The 25,814-nt window shown below is 57.2% G+C and carries 30 protein-coding genes and 1 pseudogene; 11 read left to right on the top strand and 20 right to left on the bottom strand.

Translation table 11 applies throughout. From position 1 onward, the window contains the following. Window positions 1-27: 27 nt before the first annotated feature. The 4 genes from LARV_RS05710 to LARV_RS05695 all read right to left on the bottom strand — a co-directional run bounded on the left by LARV_RS05710 (window position 28) and on the right by LARV_RS05695 (window position 3,878). Window positions 28-753 carry a hypothetical protein gene (locus tag LARV_RS05710; RefSeq protein WP_075072724.1) on the bottom strand — a complete coding sequence of 242 codons (726 nt, stop codon included), beginning with the start codon at window positions 751-753 and terminating at the stop codon, window positions 28-30. Further along, on the bottom strand, window positions 746-1,447 hold the full coding sequence (locus LARV_RS05705; RefSeq protein ID WP_075072723.1) for an ABC transporter ATP-binding protein: 702 nt from the start codon (window positions 1,445-1,447) through the stop codon (window positions 746-748). Before LARV_RS05705 ends, LARV_RS05710 begins: the two co-directional genes overlap by 8 nt. Further along, window positions 1,444-1,800: a GntR family transcriptional regulator gene (locus tag LARV_RS05700; protein WP_075072722.1), complete on the bottom strand. Its 357-nt coding sequence runs from the start codon at window positions 1,798-1,800 to the stop codon at window positions 1,444-1,446. The genes LARV_RS05705 and LARV_RS05700 overlap by 4 nt, the downstream gene beginning before the upstream one ends. A 152-nt stretch (window positions 1,801-1,952) precedes the next feature. After that, on the bottom strand, window positions 1,953-3,878 hold the full coding sequence (locus LARV_RS05695; protein ID WP_075072721.1) for an ABC transporter ATP-binding protein: 1,926 nt from the start codon (window positions 3,876-3,878) through the stop codon (window positions 1,953-1,955). 313 nt (window positions 3,879-4,191) lie between these two features. On the opposite strand from LARV_RS05695, the gene LARV_RS05690 reads away from it, so the two are divergent. Together LARV_RS05690 and LARV_RS05685 are read left to right on the top strand one after the other, a co-directional pair. After that, window positions 4,192-5,058 carry an AraC family transcriptional regulator gene (locus tag LARV_RS05690; protein ID WP_075072720.1) on the top strand — a complete coding sequence of 289 codons (867 nt, stop codon included), beginning with the start codon at window positions 4,192-4,194 and terminating at the stop codon, window positions 5,056-5,058. 86 nt (window positions 5,059-5,144) lie between these two features. After that, window positions 5,145-5,651 carry a GyrI-like domain-containing protein gene (locus tag LARV_RS05685; RefSeq protein WP_075072719.1) on the top strand — a complete coding sequence of 169 codons (507 nt, stop codon included), beginning with the start codon at window positions 5,145-5,147 and terminating at the stop codon, window positions 5,649-5,651. Window positions 5,652-5,706: 55 nt separating this feature from the next. On the opposite strand, the gene LARV_RS05680 is transcribed toward LARV_RS05685, so the two are convergent. The 6 genes and pseudogenes from LARV_RS05680 to LARV_RS20920 form a co-directional block, all read right to left on the bottom strand. Next, on the bottom strand, window positions 5,707-7,434 hold the full coding sequence (locus LARV_RS05680; protein WP_075072718.1) for an FAD-binding oxidoreductase: 1,728 nt from the start codon (window positions 7,432-7,434) through the stop codon (window positions 5,707-5,709). Further along, a complete protein-coding gene (locus LARV_RS05675) occupies window positions 7,431-9,056 on the bottom strand; it encodes a glycerol-3-phosphate dehydrogenase/oxidase (RefSeq protein ID WP_075072717.1) in 1,626 nt (541 codons plus the stop codon). Before LARV_RS05675 ends, LARV_RS05680 begins: the two co-directional genes overlap by 4 nt. A 298-nt stretch (window positions 9,057-9,354) precedes the next feature. Further along, complete coding sequence (fadR, locus tag LARV_RS05670; protein ID WP_075072716.1) at window positions 9,355-10,053, bottom strand: fatty acid metabolism transcriptional regulator FadR; 699 nt, start codon at window positions 10,051-10,053, stop codon at window positions 9,355-9,357. A gap of 211 nt (window positions 10,054-10,264) precedes the next feature. After that, window positions 10,265-10,453, bottom strand: a complete 189-nt coding sequence (locus tag LARV_RS05665; RefSeq protein WP_075072715.1) for a hypothetical protein — start codon at window positions 10,451-10,453, stop codon at window positions 10,265-10,267. Window positions 10,454-10,715: 262 nt separating this feature from the next. Next, window positions 10,716-11,246, bottom strand: coding sequence for a GntR family transcriptional regulator (locus LARV_RS05660; protein WP_236709928.1), 531 nt, complete (start codon window positions 11,244-11,246; stop codon window positions 10,716-10,718). 63 nt (window positions 11,247-11,309) lie between these two features. Beyond that, window positions 11,310-11,477: pseudogene (locus LARV_RS20920) on the bottom strand (GntR family transcriptional regulator); the annotation flags it as partial. A gap of 337 nt (window positions 11,478-11,814) precedes the next feature. Here LARV_RS20920 and LARV_RS05655 point away from each other — a divergent pair. The 3 genes from LARV_RS05655 (at window position 11,815) to LARV_RS05645 (ending at window position 14,884) form a co-directional block, all read left to right on the top strand. Continuing rightward, window positions 11,815-12,864, top strand: a complete 1,050-nt coding sequence (locus LARV_RS05655) for an ABC transporter substrate-binding protein (protein WP_083522346.1) — start codon at window positions 11,815-11,817, stop codon at window positions 12,862-12,864. A gap of 216 nt (window positions 12,865-13,080) precedes the next feature. Next, window positions 13,081-14,070 carry an ABC transporter permease gene (locus LARV_RS05650; protein WP_172797788.1) on the top strand — a complete coding sequence of 330 codons (990 nt, stop codon included), beginning with the start codon at window positions 13,081-13,083 and terminating at the stop codon, window positions 14,068-14,070. 1 nt (window position 14,071) lies between these two features. Beyond that, complete coding sequence (locus LARV_RS05645) at window positions 14,072-14,884, top strand: ATP-binding cassette domain-containing protein (RefSeq protein ID WP_075072712.1); 813 nt, start codon at window positions 14,072-14,074, stop codon at window positions 14,882-14,884. Here LARV_RS05645 and LARV_RS20330 read toward each other — a convergent pair. Beyond that, window positions 14,873-15,049: a hypothetical protein gene (locus LARV_RS20330; protein WP_172797787.1), complete on the bottom strand. Its 177-nt coding sequence runs from the start codon at window positions 15,047-15,049 to the stop codon at window positions 14,873-14,875. The genes LARV_RS05645 and LARV_RS20330 overlap by 12 nt on opposite strands. On the opposite strand from LARV_RS20330, the gene LARV_RS05640 reads away from it, so the two are divergent. The 3 genes from LARV_RS05640 to LARV_RS20555 are packed head-to-tail and all read left to right on the top strand — an operon-like array spanning window position 15,048 to window position 17,478. Continuing rightward, window positions 15,048-15,974: a tagatose-bisphosphate aldolase gene (locus tag LARV_RS05640; protein WP_075072711.1), complete on the top strand. Its 927-nt coding sequence runs from the start codon at window positions 15,048-15,050 to the stop codon at window positions 15,972-15,974. The two genes, LARV_RS20330 and LARV_RS05640, sit on opposite strands and share 2 nt — an antisense overlap. A gap of 8 nt (window positions 15,975-15,982) precedes the next feature. Continuing rightward, window positions 15,983-16,858: an ROK family protein gene (locus tag LARV_RS20560; RefSeq protein ID WP_201785881.1), complete on the top strand. Its 876-nt coding sequence runs from the start codon at window positions 15,983-15,985 to the stop codon at window positions 16,856-16,858. Window positions 16,859-16,899: 41 nt separating this feature from the next. Beyond that, a complete protein-coding gene (locus tag LARV_RS20555; protein WP_201785880.1) occupies window positions 16,900-17,478 on the top strand; it encodes an AAA family ATPase in 579 nt (192 codons plus the stop codon). Window positions 17,479-17,589: 111 nt separating this feature from the next. On the opposite strand, the gene LARV_RS05630 is transcribed toward LARV_RS20555, so the two are convergent. The 3 genes from LARV_RS05630 to LARV_RS05620 form a co-directional block, all read right to left on the bottom strand. Continuing rightward, the gene (locus tag LARV_RS05630) at window positions 17,590-18,072 is read right to left on the bottom strand and encodes a PIN domain-containing protein (protein WP_152031720.1); all 483 of its coding nucleotides are present in this window, start codon (window positions 18,070-18,072) and stop codon (window positions 17,590-17,592) included. After that, window positions 18,029-18,325 carry an AbrB/MazE/SpoVT family DNA-binding domain-containing protein gene (locus LARV_RS05625; protein ID WP_075072709.1) on the bottom strand — a complete coding sequence of 99 codons (297 nt, stop codon included), beginning with the start codon at window positions 18,323-18,325 and terminating at the stop codon, window positions 18,029-18,031. Before LARV_RS05625 ends, LARV_RS05630 begins: the two co-directional genes overlap by 44 nt. 204 nt (window positions 18,326-18,529) lie before the next feature. Beyond that, entirely contained in the window at window positions 18,530-18,778 is a 249-nt protein-coding gene (locus LARV_RS05620) for a hypothetical protein (RefSeq protein ID WP_075072708.1), read from the bottom strand. 98 nt (window positions 18,779-18,876) lie between these two features. On the opposite strand from LARV_RS05620, the gene LARV_RS05615 reads away from it, so the two are divergent. Beyond that, complete coding sequence (locus tag LARV_RS05615; protein WP_075072707.1) at window positions 18,877-20,094, top strand: M28 family peptidase; 1,218 nt, start codon at window positions 18,877-18,879, stop codon at window positions 20,092-20,094. Here LARV_RS05615 and LARV_RS05610 read toward each other — a convergent pair. The 4 genes from LARV_RS05610 to LARV_RS05595 form a co-directional block, all read right to left on the bottom strand. Next, window positions 20,091-20,285 carry a hypothetical protein gene (locus LARV_RS05610; RefSeq protein ID WP_075072706.1) on the bottom strand — a complete coding sequence of 65 codons (195 nt, stop codon included), beginning with the start codon at window positions 20,283-20,285 and terminating at the stop codon, window positions 20,091-20,093. The two genes, LARV_RS05615 and LARV_RS05610, sit on opposite strands and share 4 nt — an antisense overlap. Next, window positions 20,282-20,476, bottom strand: coding sequence for a DUF1858 domain-containing protein (locus LARV_RS05605; protein WP_152031719.1), 195 nt, complete (start codon window positions 20,474-20,476; stop codon window positions 20,282-20,284). The genes LARV_RS05610 and LARV_RS05605 overlap by 4 nt, the downstream gene beginning before the upstream one ends. 129 nt (window positions 20,477-20,605) lie before the next feature. Then, window positions 20,606-21,136 (bottom strand): GNAT family N-acetyltransferase, encoded by a 531-nt coding sequence (locus LARV_RS05600; RefSeq protein ID WP_075072704.1) that lies wholly within the window; start codon window positions 21,134-21,136, stop codon window positions 20,606-20,608. 59 nt (window positions 21,137-21,195) lie between these two features. Beyond that, a complete protein-coding gene (locus LARV_RS05595) occupies window positions 21,196-21,918 on the bottom strand; it encodes a Crp/Fnr family transcriptional regulator (RefSeq protein ID WP_075072703.1) in 723 nt (240 codons plus the stop codon). A gap of 116 nt (window positions 21,919-22,034) precedes the next feature. Here LARV_RS05595 and LARV_RS05590 point away from each other — a divergent pair, with 116 nt between their 5' ends. Together LARV_RS05590 and LARV_RS05585 are read left to right on the top strand one after the other, a co-directional pair. Further along, window positions 22,035-22,592, top strand: coding sequence for a hemerythrin domain-containing protein (locus tag LARV_RS05590; protein WP_075072702.1), 558 nt, complete (start codon window positions 22,035-22,037; stop codon window positions 22,590-22,592). A gap of 18 nt (window positions 22,593-22,610) precedes the next feature. Then, the gene (locus LARV_RS05585; protein ID WP_075072701.1) at window positions 22,611-23,390 is read left to right on the top strand and encodes a class I SAM-dependent methyltransferase; all 780 of its coding nucleotides are present in this window, start codon (window positions 22,611-22,613) and stop codon (window positions 23,388-23,390) included. A 424-nt stretch (window positions 23,391-23,814) separates the two neighbouring features. Here the strand turns inward: LARV_RS05585 and thrB are convergent, their stop codons facing one another. Together thrB and thrC are read right to left on the bottom strand one after the other, a co-directional pair. Then, complete coding sequence (gene thrB / locus LARV_RS05580) at window positions 23,815-24,735, bottom strand: homoserine kinase (protein WP_201785879.1); 921 nt, start codon at window positions 24,733-24,735, stop codon at window positions 23,815-23,817. Continuing rightward, the gene (thrC, locus tag LARV_RS05575) at window positions 24,732-25,796 is read right to left on the bottom strand and encodes a threonine synthase (RefSeq protein WP_075075126.1); all 1,065 of its coding nucleotides are present in this window, start codon (window positions 25,794-25,796) and stop codon (window positions 24,732-24,734) included. The genes thrB and thrC overlap by 4 nt, the downstream gene beginning before the upstream one ends. Window positions 25,797-25,814 lie beyond the last annotated feature (18 nt).

Below are 25,814 nucleotides of genomic sequence, written 5' to 3'. Positions count from 1 at the left end.
TGAGGTCTCAGCAATGAGCTGAGCTACTTACCGCCTGTTGAGCAATAATCCACTGGCGATATATTCCAGAACGATGGTGGACAGGAGGACGCAGAGGGGAATTGTCGTGGAGAGAATTTCCAGCGTACCCCCAATTTTCAGAACCCCCTGGCTGCTGAACGTTGGAAGGGTAAGGACGCCGGCAGCGGTCATCAGCGAGATCATCACTGCAATTATGGCGCCAAGAATGATCAGGCTCAGCAGGCAGGTAACCGTCGATGCAACGCCGCGCTTCAGGCGAAGGCTTTTCGTCACCAGAAAAGAGAACAGAACCGTGCAATCGATTGTCATGAAGAACAATAAAAGGCCTGGAATTCCCCTCAAATTATCCAAATTGAGCAGTTGGATCGAGCCGCCTGAATATTTTCCGATGAACAGGAATAATTGGAGCATGAAAAGACATGAAAGCCCATTGACGGCCAGAGAAACCACCAGCTTACCCAATAAGGTTTGCCAGGCAGATGCCGGCAAGGAAAGCTCGAGCAGGCTGCTATCCTTCTCCAGCCAACGGAAACAGTAGGTCATTGCGATCGCGATCCCGGCTTGAAACAAAACGATCCCCAATACAGCCGACAATAGGGCCATGGTTCCGTTGATGGATCCTTTGCTGTTTTCAGGCAAGACTGCCAGTAATAGACTCGCCGCCATACCAATGAACAGCCAAAGGTATTTTCGACCGAAATCAATCGAATTCCATTTGATCAATTTAAGCATTTTCGAACATCTCCAAATACAATTCCTCGATGGACATTCCGCGTTCTGCGCGGATTTTTTCAGCCGGATCGGCCAGGATCAATCGCCCCTCATTCAAGAAGTAGATGTCATCCAATACCGTCTCCACGTCTTTGACGAGGTGAGTCGAAAGAAGCACTGCGCTGTCCTCATGGATGCCTGACAGGATGGTCTTGAGAATTCTTTGCCGGGCAAGAGGGTCCATACCTCCGATGGGTTCATCCAACAGATAGAGGCGAGCATGGCGGGCAAATGTCAGCATGATGAGCGCGCATTCAATGGTGCCTTTGGATAACGTTTGAATCGGGTCGTTTTCGTTCAACCGCAGGAACCGGCACAATTCTTTTGCCCGCGAGATATCGAAATCGGCGAACATATCCTGATAGTAATGGATGGCATCCCGAACGCGCATCCATGTAAAGAGGTGGTTCTGATCGGGCATATAGGCAATGCCTTGCCTGGCATGGTAATCCAGCGGTTTTCCGAACCAGGTAATGCCGCCGGCGTCAGGAGAATAAATCTGCATGAGGGTTTTCATGAGGGTTGTTTTTCCCGCACCGTTGGGGCCCAACAACCCTACGACCCGGCCTGGCGCGATTTCAAAGCCGATATTGTCCAAAGCCAGTTTTTGGCCAAATCTCTTGCTGAGATGATGGGTAACAAGGATTGCATTCATTCTTTTAACGCCTCACTAATGATCTTGACAATGTCACTGTTGCTGTGACCAATGCTTTTCATTCCATTCTTGAACTCTTCCACGATCTGGCGGGTCATGGCTTTTTTCAAGGACGAGATGACCGCGTCGTCTTCTGTTACGAACCTGCCGATTCCGCGTTGTGTGACGAGGATGCCTTGCCGTTCCAATTCGGAACAAGCACGCTGCATGGTATTGAGATTGACCCCAAACTTATCCGCTAACGCCCGCACCGAATCGATTCTTTCTCCTCGATGGAGCGTCCCGGTCACGATATCCTTTTCGAGACTATCCATGATTTGCAGATAAATGGGTATGGCTGGATTAAATTTCATAATAGGTAACCTGTATTAGTGTATTATATATATAATACACTAATACAGAACCAACTGTCAAGGGTTGGAGGACGGAAATTTATGTCAAAAGGATGATGAGTTTATAACAATTCATGAATCAGACTTACATCGGGTATCATTTTATTTACATTTCAAATTACTTTATCTTGACTACGAAATTGCGTCCGGTAAAGGTGAGCGTATATTCCTTCGCGCGCCAGCAGGTCTTTGTGCGTGCCGCTCTCCACGATCCGGCCGCGATCCAGTACCAAAATCAAATCCGCTGCCAGGATGGTGCTCAGACGGTGGGCGATGACGATACTGGTGCGTTGGGCCATCACTTTGGCCAGCGCGTCTTGAATCAGAGCCTCCGATTCGCTGTCCAGGCTGCTGGTGGCCTCATCCAGCACCAAAATGCGCGGGTCCTTGAGAATCACCCGCGCCAGGGCGATGCGCTGCTTTTCGCCGCCGCTCAGGCGGTAACCGCGCTCGCCGACGATGGTATCGTACCCATCCGGCAGCGCCTGGATGAAGTTGTGAATGTTTGCCACCCGGCAGGCCGCTTCCAATTCCGCCTGGGTGGCGTCCAGTTTGGCATATTGCAGGTTGGTGCGGATGGTATCGTGGAACAGGTAGGTCTCCTGCGTGACCATACCGATCTGACTGGAAAGCGATTGCAGCGTCAAACGTCGCAGGTCGTACCCATCGATATAAATGGCGCCGGAGCTGGGGTCATACAGGCGTGGGATGAGGTAAGTGAGCGTGGTTTTTCCGGCGCCGCTGGGACCGACCAGCGCCACCAGGTGCCCGGCCCGGGCCTGAAAACTGATGTCCTCCAAGGCGATCCCGCGCGCCTGAGTTTTCGGGGCGGCTTCTTCGTCCTCGCCGCCGGCGGCTTCGCCGGAAAGCACCGCGCTGACGTTTTCGATGCTGCCGTAGCGGTGCACGTCGCTCAGTAAATTCTCGTCGCCGCTTTCGTAATGGAAGGATACATTCTTGAACTCGATCCCCTCGCGGACGTTCGTCAGCGGAACCGCATCCGGCTTTTCAGGCAGCTCGACCGGCAGATCGATCACCTCGAACACGCGTTCGAAGCTGACCATCGAAGTGGCGAACTCCACCGGCGCGTTCGAAAGTCCCTGCAGCGCGCCGTACAGACTGCCCAGGTAGGCCCCGAAAGCCACGATCGTGCCCACGGTGAAAGCGCCCTGAATGACGAAATAGCCGCCCAGGCCGTAAACCATGGCGGTGCCGACCGCGCTGATCAGGCCAATGATGGCAAAGAAGATCGATCCGCCGAAGGCGCGCTGAACGCCCAGTTCGCGCACCTGCGCGGCCCGCTGGCTGAAGCGATCGACCTCCACCTGCTGGCGCCCGAATAATTTGACCAGCAGCGCGCCGCCGATGTTGAGCGTCTCGCTCATCATGGCGTTCATGCGGGCGTTGGACTCCATCTGGGCGCGGGCCATGTCGCGCAGGCGGTTGCCCAGCATGCGCGCCGCGATCAAAAACAGCGGCAGGATGACCACGCTGATCAGCGTCAGGCGCCATTCCAACGTCAGCATCATGCCCAGCACGGCCGCTGCCTGCACGAACTGGGTGACGATGTTCACGATGGTGCTGCTGATGGCGTTCTGCGCGCCGACCACGTCATTGTTCAGCCGGCTCATCAGCTCACCGGTCTTGGTGTTGGTGAAAAAGCGCAGCGACATGCGCTGCAGGTTGGCGTACAGCGCCAGGCGCAGGTCGTAGATCACGCCCTCGCCCACGCGCGCGCTCAGGCGGCGCTGGACCACGTTGATGAAACCGTTCAGCGATGGGATGAGCAGCAGTCCCAGCGCCAGCCAGACCAGCCGCTGCGTGTTCCGGGCCGGGATGGTTTTATCGATCAGGTCGCGCAGGATGAGCGGCGTCAGCAGCGAGAGGCCGGTGCTGGTCAGAATCAGCACCAGCATGCCCAGGATCAACCCGCGGTACGGCCGCGCGTAGTGCAGCACGCGTTTGAGCAGCGGCCAGGTTATTTTGGGTTTCTCATCGGGCGAATTGGCCAGCCCGTGCAGACCAAGATGAAGGTGCATCACAATTCCTCGTCAAAATGATTACAGTGATTATCTCACCCTTTGGGGCAATGTCCCGGAGGTTAAAAAAGGTTGTCGCAAACAACGCCGAGAATTCAGAGAGGACACAGCCTGTTCAAGAGAAAAGAAGGAAGAAAATTTCCGCCTTCCTCATTTTCTCCACGTTCTCTGACGCCCAGTTTCTTTCTTCTCTCTTCAATCCAATCCCAGCCGGATATTCTGGCTGATCAGGAAGATCATTGACGGAAATTGTTCAAAATGCTATTCTTCATCATCATCCATCTGATCTCAGCGCTGGTATTTCCGGAGAAGCATGGTTTCAGATTGTTATGCCACTTTTTCGAAATCGATTGACTTCATTGAAGCGAATCTCAAAGAGCCCATCACGGTCACTGCCATCGCTGGTCAGGTGGCGAATTATTCCCTCTATCATTTCGTTCGTCTGTTTCGCATTCTAACGGGTGAAACGCCGGGCAGTTACCTGAAAAAACGCCGTCTGAGCGAAGCCGCGCGCGAGATTGTGGATTCAAACCGCTCGATTCTGGATGTCGCGGTGGCTTATCAATTTGGTTCGCACGAATCTTTCACCCGATCATTCAAGAAGCATTTTGGGGTGACACCGGGCGAGTTGCGCCGCCGGCTGATTTTCCTGCACCTGACATCGCGGGCGATGATCGTCCCGGTGCTGCTTGATCCAATCATCACCCAGACACCTCACCTGGACCACCAGTCCAATCTGCTATTGGCGGGGTTGGCTTATCATGGTGATAATGCTCATTTCGAACTGGTCGATTTGTGGCGAAGTTTGATGGAACAGCGGCATTTACTGCCAAACCAACGATCCCTTCGGGAAGCTTATGGTTTGTGGCGTTATCCGAATAATTTTCAGGTCGACCGCAATTTCGATTACCTGGCTGGCGTGGCAATGGAAAACCTGGCCGACCTGCCCCCGCGCTTTGCAAGCGCTGATCTAAAACCCTGTCTTTATGCACGCTTCGAGCATCCAGGATCGCTGGAACATATTCGCTCCACCTATATCTATATCTACGGCGAATGGCTCCCGCAATCACAGTACCGGTTGGCTGGAAATTATGACCTGGAATTTTATGATGAACGATTTACCGGGCCGGACCGTGAAGATTCGGTATTAAATATTCTTGTGCCGGTAACGACAAAATAATCGCGCAATTTTGATCAAGCGCCGGTAGGCGCTCCTGAGTACAATCCCTGCCAATCGAACTTGAGTCACAGGGGTAAGGAGGCCTTATGGTAAAGTACAGGATCGTAGATCGTCCAGCATTCGAAGTTGTGGGCTGGAAAACCTGGATCACCGGACCAGACAACCAACAATTCGGACGCTTCTGGGAAAAATGCCGGGAAGATGGGTTATTCAAGAAGTTTGCTGAACTGGGCCGGCAGAGGCCAGGGTTGCAGACGCGCGGAACGCCGCTCGGTATTTCGTGCGTGGACGAAGATCCCACGAAAAGGAATTTCTACTATATGATCGCCATCGAAAAACCGGCACAGGAAATTCCGACGGGGTTGGAAGTCCGCGGTGTGCCGGCGGCGCAGTGGGCGGTCTTCGAATGCCATGGCAAGGTACCCGAATCCATCGTCGAAGCCGAAATGTTCGCCTTTCAAGAGTGGCTGCCGGCTTCGGGATATATTCACGCCCACGCCCCTGAAATGGAGGTGTATTTTCCGGGAAACGACGGGCAGAGTGAAAATTCCTATTGTGAGTTTTGGCTGCCGGTCGAACCAGTCCAGGGCTGAAACCTGCACTCCGAATTCAACGCAAGCACACGGGTGCGGTTTCTGACCGCACCCATCAAAAACCCCAGCGTTTCTCCCTTTGCTCTTCGCTCATATCCAACCCCAGCGTCCCGCCGGGGTTGCAGATGTTGTGTGGGTCGAAGTGCTGCTTCAGCGCCCGGATCACATCCATGCACGGCGTACCAATCTGCTCCTCCAGCCACGGCCCGGTCTGCTTGCCGATGCCGTGGTGATGGCTGATGGCCGCCCCGGCGGTCTTCATCGCCTCCAGGATGCTGTACTGCAGCCTCAGATACTCGTCGATCTCGCTGATGCGCGCGATGAAAATGAAATACAGGTTGCCGCCCTGCGGGTAGGCGTGCGAAAGGTGCGTCATGCAGATGGTCTGCGGGCGGGCTTTGACGATGGCGCGCACCTGTTCGTGCACGGCCGGCATCTGCTCCCAGGTGACGGCGCACTCCAGGGTATCGATCAGGATGCCGAAGTCCATCAGGTCCTCGCGCAGGTAAGGATCGGTGAAGCGGCTCTTCTCCCATTTCCGGGTCACGCCGAAGGGGGTCAACGTGAAGGCGCCGTGCCGGCGAGCGATGGCGGCGATTCGGTTGTTCACCAGGCGGGAATAAGCGGCGTCGCCGTCGCAGGTGCCCAGCAAGATGCAGCGCTGCATGGGTTGATAACCCAACCCGCGCATCACGCGGTCGGCCGGCGTGCCGTGGATGTGGTACATGTGCATGGCCACATCGGTCTCTTCGGGATCGGACAAACGGAACACCGAGGGCAGCCCGAACTCGCCCTGCAGGATCTCGCGCCCGGCTGTCAGCGCCTCTTCCCAGTTACGGAACAGGTAACTGTAACGCCGCGTATTCTCGGGCTGGTACTTGCACACCCGCAGTGTGACCGCGGTCAGCACGCCGAAACAGCCCTCCGAGCCCATCAGGATCTGGTCGAAATCCGGACCGGTGGCGCTGCGCGGCTGCGGCGCGGTTTGCAGCACGCCGCGCGGGGTGACGTACTCCTGCGCAATCACCATATCCTCGATCTTGCCGTAATAGGTCGAGTTCTGGCCGGCGCCGCGCGTCACCACCCAGCCGCCCACACTGCTGTGCATGAACGACTGCGGAAAGTGCCCGCAGGTGTAGCGCTCGTGCGCGCCCAGGGTCTGCGGAGCCTGATTGAGAATTCGCTCCAGCTCCGGACCCCACATCCCGGCCTGCACCGTGATGGTCTGGTCGGTCTCGTTGAAGTGAATCACCCCGTTGAGATGCCGGCTCAGGTCGAGGCACACCCCGCCCCGCACGGCTTCCATGCCGCGCGTGACCGTCGACCCGCCGCCGTACACGTACAGCGGAATCCGCTGCTCGTCGCAGTACTTCATCGCGGCTTCCACATCGGCCCGGTTGCGCGGCGTGAGCACCGCCCCCGGCAGGTTCTCGACGATATGCTGGCGCAGGCGCAGCGCGTCGATCATGCCGGCGCCGTACGAGGCGCGCGTGCGCTCGTAGGCGCCGGTGATCACGTTCTCGGCGCCCAGCAGGTTTTCGAAGGCCTGCTGGTGGCGCTCTTCCAGTGCTGCGGGGACGGCAGCATCGAAATTTTCCATGCCGGTGTGTTGCGGCGCCGTGAAATCGGCGTCCGTCAGGCCGAATGTCTCCTTCAACACCTCCAGCATGCCGCGGTTGGGATGCTTGAATCCGTTTGGGTCACCCCATTTGAACAGCGAACGGTAGGAACGTGGCGGCGGAGCCTGTTCGATCCAATGCGGGGTAAAGTCGGATTTGCTCATACCATGGCCTCGATCGGGACCCGGGTCTCCTGCGGCAGCGAATAAGCGCGCTGGCACAGGTTGTGGTATGCAATTTGCTCGGCCTGCCAGCGGCCTTCATCCCAGCCCAATTCTTCGAGGCACAACTCGCGCACCCGCGGCAATAGTTCAGCACCACCATCTGGCAGCAGCAGTCCCAGCCGGGTGCGGCGCAGCAGCAAATCCTCCAGGTGCACCACCTGTTCGGAGCGGACTGCCCAGCGCAGTTCGGCCCACAGGGTGGGTGTGCCCGCAACGGGCGTCAGCTCGCCGGGTTGCGCGGCGCGCAACAAATCGGCGGAATGCACACCGAAACGTCCCAACAGGCGCAGCTTGGCATCCTCGTCCAGGCCGCCGCCCTGGACTTCCATGGCCAGGTCGAAAGCCGCCTGATCCATTTCGTCCAGCATACGTGCGCTGGCATCCGGCCGGGGTCGATCCGGAAGCTGTTTGCTCACGAAGCGCAGCGTATCCTGGGCCATGTGCCGGAACAGGGTCAACTTGCCGCCAGTGATGGTAATCAGGCCGTTCTCGTTCCACAAAACCTCGTCGCGCGACTCCCTGGAGGGGTTATCCCGGCCGGTGTCCAGCACCGAGCGGATTCCAGAGAAGGTCGAAACCGCGTCCTGCGGGGTCAGGCCGGGCGAATCAAAGATGAAATTCAGCCCTTCCATCAGATAGTCGACCTCATCCGGGCTGATGGCCGGATCGGTGGACATCGCATCGCGGTGGTCAACATCGGTGGTGCCGATCAGGGTCACGCCCTCCCAGGGCAGGGCGAACACCGGGCGATCGTCGCGCGGGTGAAGAAAGCTGACCACCTGGTCGATCGGCAGACACCGACGCGGAAAGACCAGATGGCTGCCGCGCAAACGCCGCAAGCGGGGTCCCTGGCCGGCCTCTTTTCGCAGTTCATCCGCCCATGCACCCGTGGCGTTGATCACCACCCCGGCGGTCACCTCGGCGCTGCGCTGGCCGAACAGGTCGTGCAATCCCACGCCGCACACGCGCCCGGCGCGGTCGCGCAGCAGGCTTTCAGCGCGGGTATAATTAAGCGCTTTGCCGCCGGCGTGGACGGCCTCATGCAGCACCCGCAGCACCAGGCGGGCGTCGTCGGTTTGGGCATCGTAGAAATGATAACCGCCTTGCAGGTTGTGCGAATTGAGCCCGCGGATCAAATCGCGCATCTCGCTGGTCGAGTGGTGGGTGTGCTGCCAGCGCAGGGCGATCGTATCGTAGATCGCCAGCCCCAACCCGAACATCCAGCCAGGTGTCCGGTCGCCGGTGTAGCTGGGCAGCAGGAATTCGATGGGCTCGATCAGCCCTTCCCCTTCACGCAGCAGGCGCTGGCGTTCGCGCACCGAATGCATCGTCAGCATCACCTGGCCCGTGCTCAGGTAGCGCAGACCGCCGTGGACCATCTTGGAAGAACGGCTGGAGGTGCCCGATCCGAAATCGGCCGCGTCGACCAGCAGCGTTTTCAGTCCCAGGCGGACCGATTCGCGCAGCAGACCGACCCCCACAATGCCGCCGCCGACGATAAGCACATCCCACGGCCCCGAAATCTCGTTCCAAATAACGTCGCGATCGTTTGCCGGGTTCATAAGGCCTCCTAAAGAGAAAAAAACCACAGTGACATGGAGTTCGCAGAAAAAGAGCGGATCAGAAATGCGCACCACGGAGACACGGAGTACACGGAAATGAGGAAATAATCAGAATAAGATAATTACAAAAAAGGCCGTTCCGTGCGATTCGATTCATTACTCACCCAGTTTTGATAAAGATGGTCATTCTCCAGGTTTCACGCTCATTTACGGTGAGCCCAGCATTCCCTCGATCCCACCTGTTTTCCTTTATTTTCTCCTCCTTAAATCTTCTCCGTGTCTCTGTGGTGATACCCTCTTAAGTTTTGATCTGCATCCAGCGCTCGCGGCTGGCCTGCATGATTTTGGCGACCAGCGCACTGGCAGAGTCGGCGTCGCCTTTTTGCGCGCAGGTGAGCAAATCCCGATAAAAAGAGCGCGACAACTCGCGGTTCTCGGACACGCCGAAGTACACCTCCCCCAGCGTCCGGTACAGATTTGAAAAGCTGTTGTAGATCAGCGTGAAGACCGGATTACCGCTCAACTGGGTCAGGTCGAGCTGGAGCTGCCAATCGGTCTCGGTGAAGGCAATCGCATCGTCGTCCAGGGCCAGGCAGGGCTGCAGGGCGGCAACCACCTGGCGCGGGTCTCGCTCAACGGCCAGGCGCGTATAGGCCGGGGCCAGCAGATAGCGCACCGCCAGCATGTTGGTGGCAAAATCAGCGGGCAGTTGCACGCTGTGCTGGGCGATGGCCGCCAGCACCACCAGGTTGCCCTCGCGCCAGTAATCACGCACACGGGTCAGGCGGCCGTGGTGAATCTCCAGCCAGCCATCCCGCGCCAGGCGCTGCAGCACCTCGCGCAGCGTCGGTCGGGTGACGCCCAGGCGGGCGGCCAGGTCGCGCTCGGCCGGCAGGTTGGAATTGACGGGGAAGGCGCCATCCAGGATGGCATCGATCAGGCGGCGTTCGCAGTATTGAGCCGGTTTCTCGGGTGCAGTCCAATCCATTTCGGGCATAGGCAGGCTTTCTGAATTGGTAAGAGGTCAGACCAGTAATATTAATTGTAGAGAAATGATCAGAAGATGTCAAGCATTGAGATTTACTTGATTGGTCCTTGCCAGCAAGTTCTACCAAAGCGCAGGCAAAGGAATAACCAAAGGATATGAAAGAAAATCCCCTGGGCTAGAACAAAATCCTCAAGGATGTAAAATACAAAAAAAGCCGAGATTATCGACTACTTTTTTTACTTTTTTTGGGTAATGCAGATACAACAAGAAACAAAATCGCTAAGGGACCAAAAATAGCGCCGTAAAGGCCAAAAACTTGCCTCATGATGTCAGGGAAAAGCACAAAAAGCACAACACCCATGAGGATCAATAAAGCGAGATTCCGAAGAAAACCCTTTAAGAAATCCATATTTACTCCTGAGAACAAAACTAATTTGGTTAACGATTTATCAACCAATCATTCTATAAACAAATATTTAAGTTTTACCCCTGATCGTGATTCGTCTCTTCAAAAAAGAGATGAGACGTAAATTACTTCTTATTTATACTCGCCCACATTGATAACAAACTCAAGGGCATTTCAACCCGCACAAATGCGATGGCCCAAGTCCCAGGTCACTTCTTGATCCTTTTAAAGCCTTTCACACCGCCAAGTGACTGACCGGCGGAGATTACACCCTTTCGTTGATATCCCCAATCTCGACATCGAAGCGCGCGCGATCGCCTCGAAACAAAGCCCGGGTGGAACCAATGACCCGGCCGGTATCAATAAACGAAACTGAATTAAATAACAGCAATGGCGCGCCTCTGGAAATTTTCAACAAATTTGCTTCCGTTTCACGCGCAGAAACCGCTTCGATGGTTCGCTTGCTGGAGGAAATGACAAAGCCGTATTCACGCTTAATTTCGTCCAACAGAGATTTCCCCGTTAAATCGATTTCAGCGATCTTCGGACAAAGGTCATAAGGAACATACGAACGCATAAAAACAAAAGGCTCGTCCTCGATGAAGCGTAAACGCTCCAATTCAATGACCTGATCCATGGGTTTGATTTCTAATTTCTTTGCAATCGATTCCGTCGCCAGAATCACATGATTCAGAATTACCCTGGTCGTGGGGTAATAACCCAGGCGGGTCATATTGTGGTATGTACCTGAAAGCTGTTGCAGCAAGTCGCCAGGGATTTTCTTTTCGGCGATCATGGTCAACTTTCCCCTGCGTTGAACGATCAGGCCTTCGATCTCCAATTGTTTCAATGCCTGGCGAACGACAGCTTTACTGACGCCATACTGATCGCACAATTCCGAATGGCTGGGCAAATGATCGCCGGCGCGAAAGATGTTCTGGCGGATCTGTTCTTCCAGAATCGTTTTGAGCTGGGTGTAGTAAGGGATGGAACTATCGAAATTTATGGCATCCGTAAACTCAATCATAGGCTCTCCATTGACAAAACATAAAATTATCTTATAATGTTATTATAATACGCTAATACGTATTTTCAAAACCTTTTTTCCCCAGTTTTCGGTTTTTCTTAATAATACCTTTATCGGTTATCCAATATTCACGGTAAGGGTCAAGCCATGGCTTGCAAGAAGTAGACCTTTTCCAAATCCACCCCATGCATTGAACCTGTGCGGGTTCTTATTATTGTTGCCACAAAACCCGCGAAAAGAAAGGAGTGCTTTTAGAGAGACACGAAAACGATGACTTCGCACATGCTTTACTGAGCTTAATTTTACTAAGAAATGGAAAATCTGGAGGCAGAAGAAAATGAAGAAACGTTTGACTATTGTATCGATGTTGGTCCTCTTTACGATGCTCCTCGCGGCCTGCGCGAGCGCCACCCCTACTCCGGCAGCATCCACGACCGCTCCCGAAGCGCAACCCACCACTGAAGCCACTACCGAAGCGACCAAGAAACCGATTACCATTGCGCTCGTCTACGGTATTCAGGGCGACGCCTTTTATATCACGATGGAAAAAGGCGCTCGCGAAAAGGCTGAAGAACTTGGCGTGACGTTGATCGCCGATGGACCCTCCAAGTGGGATCCCTCTGTCCAAACCCCGATTGTGGATGCCATGATCGCCAAAAAGGTCGATGGCTTGATCAATGTCCCAAATGATCCCCAGGCCATGATCGCTCCGCTCCAGCGCGCCTTCGACGCGGGCATCCCCGTTGTCACCACCGACCAATACATTGGCGACGGCAATTATACAGATGGCACGGTCACCTTCCCACTCTCGGTAATTGCGTCCGACAACTTCGAAGGCGGCAAGATCGCCTGCGAAGCGTTGATCAAATCTATCGGCGGCAAAGGCAAAATCTATATTCTCACTTCCACCGCAAATGTTCCCTCCGATATCGCACGCCGCGATGGTTGCATCGCCGCGATTGATGCGAACGAAGGCGTTTCACTGGCTGGCGTGGATTACACCGAAAGCAGCGCTCCTACCGCCACCACCCAGACCCAGGCCATGCTCCAGAAGGAACCCGATCTGGCCGCCATCTTCGGCGCGAACCTCTTCAGCGCCCAGGGCGCTGCCGCCGCTGTCAAGAGCGCCGGCCTGGCTGGCGTCATAAAAATCGCCAGCTTCGACGCCCCCGAACAGGCCATTGTTGATCTCCGCAACAATGTCATCGACATGGTCATTGCCCAGCAGCCTGCTTTGATTGGCGCCACGGCTGTGCAGTATATCTATGATGCACTTACGGGTAACACCGCAGACATCCAGAAGAAAGTGAACACCCCGTTCGTGATCATCACCCGTGATAACGTGGACACTCCTGAAGCTCAGGCAGCGATTTATAAATCCGAGTAAACCGTGGAGTTTGCAGAACCTTCCCGGGGATCAAACCCCGGGAAGGCCTGAGGATAAATACCGAGCATGAAAAATCAGTCCCTGTTTCATAAGACTAAAGGTCTTCTCGCTAAGAACTCCACAACCTCTGCGGATCAATCCGAAACCAACACTTTATCCCAGAAGCCTCAAATTCAGCACAAGACGCTTATTTTTATTGGAAAATACTGGGCCTGGGTGTTTCTTGTAATCCTGATTGGCGCATTCTCAACGGCCCAGGGCTTTTTCAGCCTGAACAACTTTCAGGCCATTCTGGCCAACAACTCCCTCCTTCTTGTCCTGGCGCTAGGACAGACCTTTGTAATCATTACCGGCGGTATCGACCTTTCCACAGGCTGGGTCATGGGTTTGGCAAGCGTAACCGCGTCATTGGTAATGCGCCAGTACCCATTGAATGCCAACCTTACCCTTGTAATCCTTTCTGGTTTTCTGACCTGTGTGGTTATCGGGTTGGCGGCCGGTTTTATTAATGGTGTTGTAATCTCCAGGCTTAAGGTTCCCCCCTTCATTGCCACGCTGGGGATGTATGGCATTGCACGCGGGTTTGGGTATATCCTGTCCGGCGGTCCCCCGGTCAGCGTAAATCAGCCGGGAATTGGACAATTCGGGAATGGTTTCGTCTTTTATTTTCATCCCAAGGCAGGCTGGAACCTGTTCAACGTTCCTGAGGGTATCAGCGGAGTGGATCTGCGCAATGTGACCAGTTTATTACCCTATCTGATCATCTACTTCGTGATCGCATTGTTCATCGTTCACTGGGTACTTTCGAAAACGAAATTTGGCCAACACGTCTATGCGGTGGGTGGAAGCGCCATGGCTGCCCTGCGCGCCGGTATCCCGGTGAACCGGATCATCACGAAAGTGTACATGCTTTCGGCATTGATGGCCGGACTGGCAGGCTTTTTATACGTCATGCGCTATTCCGGCGGCGTCGCCTCTGCTGGTGATGCCCTGAACCTGAACTCCATTGCGGCCATCGTCGTCGGCGGCGCTTCTCTGATGGGAGGCGAAGGCACTCTGGTGGGAACGCTGGTTGGCACCTTGATCATTGCGGTGATTCAAAACGGCCTCATCATTCTGGGGATTGATCCGTTCTACCAGTATGTGGCAGTGGGCGTGATCATTATTTTCGCGGTCTTGATCGACCAGTTGAAGAAGCAGAGTTAATATGACAACCGCACCAACTCTACCGACAGAACAACAGTGCCCCGTCCTGCATTGCGAGAACATCACCAAACGGTTTGGCGGGTTGACCGCTGTGAATAACGTCAGCCTCGACGTTTACAAGGGTGAAGTGATTGGCCTTGTAGGCGATAACGGCGCCGGAAAATCCACTCTAATCCAGGTCATTTCGGGCGTGTATGCCCCTGACGAAGGAAAGATTCTTGTCGATGGACGACAGGTCTCCTTTTCGACCCCCATGGATGCCCGAAACGCCGGTATCGAAACCATCTACCAGGACCTGGCGCTTGCCACGAACTTGAATGCCGCCGACAATATCTTCCTGGGCCGTGAAATCCTGCGCAAGCAACTTGGCGTTTTAAATGTTATGGATCGAAAGAAGATGCAAAACGAAGCAGAAGCGATCCTCAACGAGCTGGATATCACCATCCCCGGAATTACCCGCCCCATTCGAGAGCTTTCTGGCGGCCAACGCCAGGCAGTGGCCATTTCGAGATCGATCTACTGGAATGCCAAATTGCTCATTATGGATGAGCCCACCGCGGCATTGGGCGTTCCCGAACAGCGGAAAGTGTATGACCTGGTTCGTAAGCTGAAAGAACGCCACGTTCCCATCATTGTGATCAGCCACAATATGCGCGATGTGTTCGCCGTGGCAGATCGGATCATCGTGATGCGGCGGGGTGTAAAAGCAGCCGATCTATGCGCCAAAGATACCAACGATGAAGAAATCGTTGCCTTAATGGTTGGAAAAGAGAACGGGAATGCAAAGAAAGGCGCCCCGGTTTCACAGGTGTAACTCTCTTGGGGCTGTTTCCCGACCGGCCATGCCCGCCCTCTGGGCGTGGCCGGTATTTTTAGCAAAGTCCAATTCATCATCCATGCCATTGTTGACGACACGGGCTGTGTGAATTCGAAAGCGCTCTGCAGAGAGTATTTTATTTCTGATCAGGAGTTTATCCATGAAACTTAATCTTGAAAAATGGCCCAACAATGAAATGTCGACTGTCGAGAGGCGCGCCTTTCAGCAGATTTGCACCCGGACGGGGAAAATTTTTGTCATCGCCATGGACCAACGCAACGGCATGCGTAAACTTTTGAGTGACGATGAAAAAGTGCTCGCCTCCATCGATCAAAAGGAACTTGGAATCGTTAAAGCCCGTCTGGTGAAACACCTGGGGAATCAGGCTCCGGCGGTATTATTGGACCCGGAGTGCGCCCTGCCGATGGTCATCGATGAAGGCGTCCTGGCCCGGGATACTGCCCTGGTGGTCGGCATGGATGCCTCCGGTTACGACACTGAACCGGGAACCCAACTGCGCCAATCCAAAATCATCTCTGGCATCAACCCGCGGCGTGTGAGAGAATTAGGGGGTACGGCCGCCAAAATGCTGGCCTTCATGCGCCCCGATCAAAAGGGTAACGACCGGTTTGCGACCCGCTTGATCAATAATACGGTCAATGCCTGCATCGCCGAGGCAGTCCTGTTGGTCGTCGAAATTCTGGTGTATCGTCTTCCCGGCGAAACCGAAGAAGAATACCAGCGCTGCAAACCGGAACTGATCGTTGAAGCGGCCCGGGTCTGCGCAGAAAATGGCGCGAAAGTCCTAAAATTGCAGTACCCCGGCTCGGCTGAAGCCTGCGAAAAAATCACCGCGGTTCTGGACGGCATTCCCTGGGCCGTGCTCTCGGAAGGCGTGAACCATGAAACCTTTATTAAACAACTGCGGATTGCCATGGACGCCGGCGCGTCTGGAGCCATTGCCGGCCGCTCTTTGTGGAAAGATTGCGTTTCGTTGGACCCGGCAGACATGCAATCCCGCCTCGAGACGATCGCGGTTCCACGCCTGCATGAAATTCTCGCTGTCTTGGATTCACGGAAATCATAACCTGGGTCATGGATAAGAACTCGGAAGCTATCGGCATCGATCTGGGCGGTACCAACATTCGCGTCGCGCGCATCTCGCGCAGCGGGCAGATCCTGGAACGGATTCAGGAGCATGTGCCGCGGGGGCGGGATGCCCAACTTGCGATCATCCGCGATTCCGTACTTCGCATGGTTACCCCACAAAGCGCAGGCGTGGCGCTGGGGTTTCCGGGGCGGGTGGACGTTCGGAGCGGCGTGGCGCTCACCGCCGGTTATCTGGAACTAAAGGATGTCACGTTGGCCGCCATGCTGCGAGAAATTACCGGCTTACCGGCCGTCATCGACACGGACGCGAACCTGGCGCTGTGGGCTGAGATGAAAATTGGAGCCGCCGTCGGGTACGATGAGATTGCCATGTTTACCATTGGCACGGGTATTGGCGGCGCGATTGCCTCGGATGGCAAACTTTATTATGGCGGCGGGAATGCCGGGCAATTGGGCCATATCACGGTGGATCTCCATGGCAAGTCGTGTAATTGCGGCCGCCGGGGTTGCGTGGAAACAACCAGTTCCGGCACCGCGCTGGGTGAATTGATCGCCGCATCGCCCCTTGCCGCCACAACCCGCGTGGAAGATCTGCTGGCGTTGCAGAAGAACGGCGATCGCACCGCCAATGAGCTGCTGGTGCAGTGGATGGCTCCGCTGCGACTGGCGGTCGACACGGCTGTCGCCGTTTTGGGGTCGAAGCTTGTCCTGCTGGGAGGCGGGCTCGGGAAAGCCGCCTTTGAAGCGCTCACGTTGGTCACCCGGTGCGACTCCCCCTGGTTCACCTATGAAATCAAAGCCGGCGAATTGGGTGATCATGCCGGGGTCATCGGCGCGGGGTTGCGGGCCTTCGAGGCCTGATCCGAAAAAGAGATCGAGATAGGATCAAGAAGAGATCAAGCATGGGAAATCCATCTTTACTGTCGACACCAAACCGGAAAGCAATCCTGATCAACGGTCTGCCCGCATCCGGCAAGACCTCTCTCGGAGAACACTTACGAAACCGGTTCAACGCGCCACTCCTCACTCTGGATACGATTAAGGAAGCCATGTTCAATGTGTTGGGCATCGGCGATCGCGAGTACAACCGTATGCTGGGCCGCGCCACCAAAGAGGTCATCTGGGCGGTGGTTTCGGAGTTGCCCGTCAATTCGCTGGTGATCGTGGATGCCTGGTTCGGGTTCCCGCCATACGATAAGGTATTCGAAGGGTTGAAACACGCCGGGATTTCTCGCTTTGTCGAATTGTGGTGCCATGCGCCCGGCGACGTCTTGGCCGAGCGCTATTTGGAGCGCGTCGATCATCGCCATAAGGGCCATCCGGGGCGGGAATATGCGCCTGAATTGAAGGAAGTAGCCCAACGAGCAGCTCCCATGAACATCGGCCCGCTTTATTCGATCGACACGTCGGACATTGCAGCAATTGATTATGACGCGGTATCCATATGGGTCGCGGAAGAATTGGAGTTGCCGCTTCGCTGAACTAATTCTTCACTTTCGCTCCAATCTTCAGCGAAACAGAAAAAAAATAACGTCTATGAAAAATCTTGATGAAAAGATAAATGCTTAAACTCTGATTTTAAGATGACGAAGTCATTTATTCCTGACGAACCATTCTCTCACCCAAATCAGGGCATCGCCGGGGGTACCAATTCGTAAACCACTCCGCTGCGCCACTACCGGATCATCAATGAAATGACGGACATCCAATGTGACCAGAAAGTCAACCTGCGCATTGGCCGCGGCGACGAGAATGGGTACATCCGCCGCATGGTTGATCCAATCCATATGGGATCGGACATCTGCGGGCTTCGGATCATGCAATATTTGGATGTTAGCCCGAAGGATCATTTCACGGGCTACCGGTAGAGCGCGCGGAGCTTTCCGGGCAAGATTACGCTCCACCTCGGCGATCACCTGTTCCGATACCCATAATTCAATCTTCTCATTCTCGGCCAACAACAGTAAAACTCGCGCGGCGCCCTGCGCAGATACGATGCCAGCAATCAATGCACTGCTGTCCAGGAATATTTCAGGCTTTTTCATCGGGTGAAGGTTTGCCTGCGTAATGCTCACGATAATATTCTTCACGTTCTTGATCAAGCGCTGCGATCAGGTCATCTTCTGACACATCATACTGTGACAATGCTTCCGCGACACGCTTACCCAGGCGATTGACCTCTGAAACGCGAGGCGTCAGAAGAAAAGAACCGTCGCCCAGATCGATTAACGTGAGAATATCCCCTTCACTTACGCCATATTTACTCCGCAGCTCAACCGGAAGAGTAATATTTCCTTTCTTACGCACTTGTAAATTTATTACAGACATACGAATATCTCCTTTTCGGAAATTCCGATTTTCAGATCCATTATAGCATCGTTATTACCTATTTTTATAAACAATTGCCATTTATCTAGAGATTTCCACAAATATCAACCTCCTGACGCCAATAACCTCAGGAGGTTGACTTATCCGGTGGGTATTAATATTGTAAACACCAAAAATCTTTAGCAAAGGACAGATTCTAATATTCTATTCCCGATCCCCCATCTCCCGGGCGGCCTGCTCGACCAGCTTGAAACCCAGCGGCAGCAGCGCCTCCAGCCGGCCCGGCGCGCTTTCATCGCCCTCGGCCAGATCGTCCAGCGCGCGCAGCAGCGAGCGGCGCACGCCGCTGGCGTGCACCGCCCAGTGTGAATCGACCGAAAGCCGTTCCAGCCGGTAAACCAGGCGCTGGGCCAGCTCGACCAGGGCTTCGTTGGCAGGTTTCTCTTTTTCCATAGCGTGATTATACCGATTTCCGCGCCGGCCGGCCAACCCTCCCTTAGCCCACCAACGTTTTACAATGAATCTACACTTCAAAATTTCGGAGGATCTAAATGTCAGATTCATTGAACACCGCCGTCGCCCGTCACCTGAAGGTGCTGAGCGAACAAATCGGGGCCCGCCCTGCCAGCACGCCTGCCAACCGCGCCGCCGCCGAATACATCGCCGCCGAGATGCGCCGCATCGGCCTGGAAGTGGAGCTGCAGCCGCTGGCCTGCCCGAACTGGCGCTGCCTGAGCGAAACCCTGACCCTGGACGGGGAAGCCCTGGCCGTTCTGGCCAACCCCTTCTCGCCCGCCTGCGACGTGCGCGCGCCCTTCACTGCCGTCTGCACGCTGGCCGAACTCGAACATGCCGACCTGAGCGGACGGATCGCCCTGATCTACGGCGAGCTGACCCGCCAACCCCTGGCGGCCAAATCCTGGTTCCTATCCACCCCGGACGACCTGCGCGTGGTCAACCTGCTCGAACAAAAGGCGCCCCTGGCGGTGCTGGCCGTGCAGGCACTGCCCGGCTCCACCAACCGGCTGGTCGAGGATTGGGAATTCACTCTCCCCTCCGCCACCCTGCCGGCCGAGAGCGGTTTGGCGCTGCTGACCCACCCGGAGAGCACCCTTCACCTGCGCCTGGAGACCGAGCAGCAGCCCGGCGAGACCCGCAACGTCGTCGGAAGGCGGGCGGGCTCGCGGCCTGAAACCGCCGTGGCCTGCGCGCACTTCGACACCAAATACGACACTCCCGGCGCCTCGGATAACGCCGCCGGCGTGGCCGCGCTGCTGGCGCTGGCCGAACGCCTGCAAACCGAGCGCCTGGATTGCGGCCTGGAATACGTCGCCTTCACGAACGAAGAATATCTACCCATCGGTGAGGACGCTTACATCCCCGCCGCCGGCGAAGGCCACTTCGAGCGCCTGCTGCTGGCCATCAACTTCGACGGCCTGGGCCACCGCCTGGACGCGCTCACCCTGGCCTCCTTCACCTGCTCGCCCGAGTTCCAGACGCGCCTCGAGCAGCTCAGTTCAATTCACCCGGGCGTACAGTGGATCGAACCCTGGCCGGAAAGCAACCATTCCAGCTTCGCCATGCGCGGCGTTCCGGCGCTGGCCTTCAGCGGCCAGGCGGTGCGCACCTGGGCGCACCAGCGCTGCGACGCGTTGCGCTGGGTTAACCCTTCCACTGTTCTGGAAGCGGCTGAACTGAGCGCCGGGATCCTCCGCGACGTGCAGTCGCAGCCGCTGGCCTGGCTGCGGCCGGTCGAATCCAACGCTTAATGCTCGTGGCCGTGCAGTTTTTCCGCACCCGGCAGCAGCCCGATTAACTTTTGCGGTTCGTGGATCAACGTAGGAAAATCCTGCGGGCAGATCCAGTACTCATGGTCCTGATATTCCAGCCGGAGCAGCGGGAGTTCCTGGCTGCTCCGGTTGCATACCAGGCAGCGGTGTTCGAGTTCGACTTCGTTCATGATTCCTCCAGAGATGTGGGGTTTTCGATCACCCGGGTGAGATCTGCCAGCAGTTTATGCAAATCCTGTCCGTAGATGGCTGCGGCGTCGGCCAGCGTTTCGAAGCGCGCCATGCAGCAGCCCACACAGGCCATGCGCCGCTCCAGCAGCACAGGGATGACCTGCGGCCAGGCAGCCATCAGATCCGCCATCACCAGCTGCGGTGAAAGGGAAAAAGTCGGACAAGACTCATCACTCGTTCTCATCGTATGCTGAGTCTACCCGAGGCGGTCAGGCGCTTCTTTGCGCTGGCGCAAGTACGATCTATCGATTGTGTACGATCAACCGATCGTGATCCAATACACCTGCACCATTTTGCCATCGGTATGCAGAAATTCTCTTTCCAGAACGCCGTTGCACTTCAGAATCGTCCTGCGGGATGCCTCGTTATCTCGATTGCAGGCCAGCATGACTTTCGTCAATCCGATTTGCCGGGCGTAGGCGAGCGCCAGCGTCAACATCTGGGTCGCGTAGCCTTTGTTTCGTTCGCTGGGGCGCACGCCATATCCGATATGCCCACCATAACTGCGCAGGAATTCGTTCAAGCGGTGCCGGATTTGGATCGTGCCGACGATTCTTCCATCGCCCGGGCGGATGGCAAAGAAGGTGGTCGCCGCCACATAACCCGGGAGGACGGTTTTCTCGTCTGAATTCACCTTCAAACGCTCGAGCCATTCCACATAGGATGGGTCTCTCTCAAGGCCCGCGGCGCCATGCAGGACCGTCTCACCCTGTTCAATATGCTCCAGAATGTATTCCCTGGCCGCCGCTTCATGGGTCCGATTCGGGATGACCAATTCCAGCCGGTCCATTTATCGATCCTTATTTATAAATCTACCCACACAGCGTCACGGGCGTTGCGGCTGTGTATTTATTCCTTCTTCACCGGTAAATCCTCGGCAATTCTCACCAGGCCGTGCGGAAACACCACCACCACCTTCGTGCGCCCCACCGCTACCAGTCCCTGTTCTTCCCACTGGTTCAAGATCCGGCTGACGCTAAACAGGGTGGTTCCGCTCATCTCGGCCAGGTCCTGGCGGGTCAACGGCAGGTCGATCAACACGCCCGCGTCCGTCTTTTTTCCGGTCTGAGCGGCCAGGCGCAGCAACGTCCGGGCCAGGCGGCGTTCCACCCGTTCAGTGGCAAGCTGCAAATAGCGGTCTTGAAACTCCTGCACGTGTTCGGCCATCACTTTCATGGCATTGATGGCCAGTTCCGGCGATTTTTTCACAAATTCCATCAATTCCAGCGGTGTCCAGTAGACCGCCTGGCTGTCCGCGGCAGCCTGAGCCGAAACCGGATACTCCTTGGCCTGGGCCAGCGCGACCGCGCCAAACAAAGATCCCGCCCCGATCACCCGCAGCAGAGCCTGCTGCCCGTCCGCGGCCGACTGGGACAGCTTCAGACGACCTTCCACCAGCAGGTAAATTCGTTCGGCCGGATCGCCCTGCAGAAAGAAATATTCTCCGGCCGGCATCTGCTTGAGATGCGCCGCGGCGGCAATGCGCTGCACTTCTGCATCGGGCAGCCCCGCGAACAGGGTCGCGCTGCGCATGCGTTCCGTCAATCGGGTGAGAGAATCAAGAGCTGCCATCTTCAATAATTCTATTGCATTTTGTGAAGTTGAGCCAACTTGCTTCAGCGCAAAGAAAATAGATCTGCATTGGTTTAGGATAAATCCAACAAGAATAAAGAACAGGAGATTGTACAATGAAAGCTACGGAAATTCTATCTTCCGAACACCGCATCATCGAACGCGTCATCGCCGCGCTGGAAACCGAATCCGATCGGCTCGCATCCGGCCAGGCCGTGCCGCCGGCCTTTTTCCTCGAAGCCGCCGACTTCATCCAGGGCTTCGGGGATGGCTGCCACCATGCCAAGGAAGAAAAAGTGCTCTTCAAAGCCCTGGTGGCCAATGGCCTGCCCAAAAAGAACGGCCCGGTGGGAGCAATGCTGATGGAACACGAGCAGGGGCGCGTCTTCACCCGCGCCATGCGCGCCGCGGCTGAACGCCTGCAAAACGGCGATTCGTCCGCCGCCGCCGAAGTGATTCAAAACGCGCGCGGCTACGCCACACTGCTGCGCCAGCACATTCAGAAAGAAGACCGCGTACTCTTCCCGATGGCCAATCAGGTCATCCCGGCCGATCAGCACGCTGATATCTTCGAACGCTTCGAGGCTATCGAAGAAGAGGAAACCGGTGCCGGGGTGCACGAGAAATTCGAAGCCCTGGCTGAAAAGTTGGAGCAGGAAGCCGGCCTGAAATAACCCACTCTGGAGCAACCCATGCAAATGTACGACCAGTTTAGCATCGATTACGACCGCTTCGTCAACTGGGATAACCGCCTGGCCTACGAGCTTCCCTTCCTCGAACGGGCCCTGGCCGGACGCGAGCGCGTGCTGGACGCTGCCTGCGGCACCGGCCGGCATGCCATCGCCCTCGCCCAACGGGGTTTCAAAGCCAGCGGCGCCGATCTAAGCGCTGGCATGATTGAACGCGCCCGGGCCAACGCGAAGGAAGCCGGCGTGGAGGTCGATTTTCAGCAGGCGGGCTTTGGCGAACTGGCCCGCAGTATCCCCCCCGGCACCGGCAGCCCGGATTTCGATGGCGTGCTGTGCCTGGGCAACTCCCTGCCGCACGCGGTCGGCCCGGGCGCGCTGGAAGCCGCGCTGCGTGATTTTGCCGCCTGCCTGCGCCCCAGCGGCGTTTTGATCCTGCAAAACCGCAACTTCGACGCCGTTTCGACCGCCCGCAACCGCTGGATGGAGCCGCAGTCCCACCGCGAAGGCGAGCGTGAATGGCTGTTCCTGCGCTTCTACGACTTCCTGCCCTCGGGCCTGATCCAGTTCAACGTGGTCACCCTGCAGCGCGAAAGGGATCAGCCCTGGCAGCAACAGATCACCAGCAGCATGCTGCGCCCGCTGACCCAGTCCGATCTGGCCGAAGCACTGCCGGCCGCCGGCTTCGATCAGATCGAGTGGTTTGGCGGGCTGGGCGGCGAGTCTTTCGACCCGGCCGCCAGCGGCAACCTGGTGGTGCTGGCGCGGAAGAAGGCAGATGGATAATTATAGGGTGGGGCGGACACAAACGAAGGACACCGACCATTCTCTTCCTAGCAGTCGACCTGCGTGTCGACCATTCTCTTCGTAGCGGTCGGCTTGTGTGCCGACCCAAACCTTGCGAACAAACCCCCGGTCCTGTGCAATCCATCCCCGTAAACGGACGAGGTATTTTATTACACCCGTAGGGATCGATCGGTCGACGACGAAAAAACGGGCACACAGGCCCGCGGCCATTCTCTTCGTAGCGGTCGGCCTGTGTGCCGACCCAATCCTTGCGAACAAACCCCCAGTCCTGTGCAATCCATCCCCGTAAACGGACGAGGTATTTTATTACACCCGTAGGGATCGATCGGTCGACGGCGAAAAAGCGGGCACACAGGCCCGCGTCTACAGAGAGGAAGAGAAGGGCGGACACGCAGGACCGCCGCTACCGGGAGGAAGCAACCTGCGCTCCGATGGGTGAAATCGAGGGTGTGAAAGCGCGCGCTGCGAGCCCGGCGGCCCGAAAAGCCGCTGTCATGGCCTCGGCCAGCGGCTGCGCATCGCCGCGCGCGACCGCCAGCAGGCTGGGTCCTGCCCCGGAGAGGACGCAGGCCACAGCACCAGCATCCAGCGCCGCCTGACGGGCAGCCTGGGCGCCGGGAATGAGCGGCAGGCGGTAGGGTTGGTGCAGCCGGTCGTCCATCACCTGCGCCAGCAGGTCCAGATCACCGCTGCGCAGGGCCTCCACCACCAGGGTCGTGCAGCTCAGGTTGAATACCGCGTCCGCCAGCGGAACCTGCCCGGGCAGCGCGGCCCGCGCGGCATGGGTGGGCAAATCGAACTGCGGCGTGGCCACCGCCAGCGCCAGCGCGGGCACAGCGATGCGCCGGCAGATCACGCCGCCGGGCGTCTTGAGCGCGGCCGTCAACCCGCCCCACAGCGCCGGAGCGGCGTTGTCGGGATGGCCTTCCATCTCCGTCGCCAGTTCCAGAATCGGGTCCATTTCGAACGGATCGTCCAGCAGCCGGTTCGCGCCCAGCAGCCCCGATAAAACGGCCGCGGCGCTGGAGCCCAAGCCCGAGCCCAACGGAATGGTATTGTTGCAGCGAATGTGCAGCCCGCGCGGCGCCGGCTGGCCCGCGCGCTCGAACAGGCGCAGCGCGGCCACGGCGATCAGGTTATCCCGCCCCTGCGGCAGAGTCGCAGCGCCCTCGCCGCGCACCTCCACCCGCACGCCATCGCCTTCCAGCCTGAACTCGACCTCGTTCCACCAATCCAACGCCAGCCCCAGGCAGTCGAAGCCCGGACCCAGGTTGGCGCTGGTGGCGGGTACACGCACGCATACCCCGCCCGGCCGCGAGATCACGCCCTGCCTCCCAAAATGGCCTCTTCGAGCGCGTCCCGATCGGCGGGCAGCACAGGCGGTTTGCCCCAGCCGCGAATGACAACGTCCGGGTCCTTCATGCCGTGCCCGGTGCAGACTGCGGCGACGCGCCTGCCGCGCACGTCGATCCGGCCTTCACACAGTTCGTGGGCCAACCCGGCCAGCCCGGCCGCCGAGGCCGGTTCCACCCAGACGCCGTTGGCCGCCAGTTGATGCTGCATGGCCAGAATCTCATCGTCCGTCACCGCGATGATGCGGCCATTGGATTCCTCGGCCGCCTGCAGGGCCTGCTCGCCGCGCGCCGGCTTGCCGATGCGGATGGCGGTGGCGACCGTCTCGGGATGCTCGACGGGATGGCCCAGCACCAGCGGCGCCGAACCCGCCGCCTGCACGCCCAGGATCTGCGGCAGGCCGCTGCCCTTGAGGGCGTGATACTGCCTGAAGCCCATCCAGTAGGCGGTGATGTTGCCGGCGTTGCCCACCGGCAGGCACAGCCAGTCCGGCGCGCCGCCCAGGGTATCGCAGATTTCGAAGGCCGCGGTCTTCTGCCCTTCCAGCCGGTAGGGATTGAGTGAATTGACCAGCGCAATCGGCTGGCGCTGTGAAATTTCCACCACCAGTCCCAGCGCGTCGTCGAACGAGCCCTCGATCTGGATCACCTCGGCGCCATAAGCCACCGCGCCGGCCAGTTTGCCCGCCGCCACCTTGCCGGCGGGGATGATGACCACGGCGCGCATGCCCGCGCGGGCGGCATAAGCCGCCGCTGAGGCGGCCGTGTTGCCGGTGGAGGCGCAAATGACGGCCTTCACCCCGCGCCCGGCGGCTTCGCTGATCGCGGCCGTCATGCCGCGGTCCTTGAAGGAGCCGGTCGGGTTGAGGCCTTCGAATTTGACGAACAATTCGAAGCCGCCGCCCAGTTCTTCGGCCAGGCGCGGAACCGGGATGAGGGGGGTGTCGCCCTCCAGCAGGGTCACCGGTCGGGAATATTCTGGAAGGTCCATGAGAGCGCCGTAATGCGCCAGTATGCCTGAGTTGGATGCCATCATCGTTCTTCTTTCCTT

It is taken from the genome of Longilinea arvoryzae, from assembly GCF_001050235.1.
Taxonomy (GTDB): Bacteria; Chloroflexota; Anaerolineae; order Anaerolineales; family Anaerolineaceae; genus Longilinea; species Longilinea arvoryzae.
This window is presented reverse-complemented; position numbering and strand designations above follow the sequence as displayed.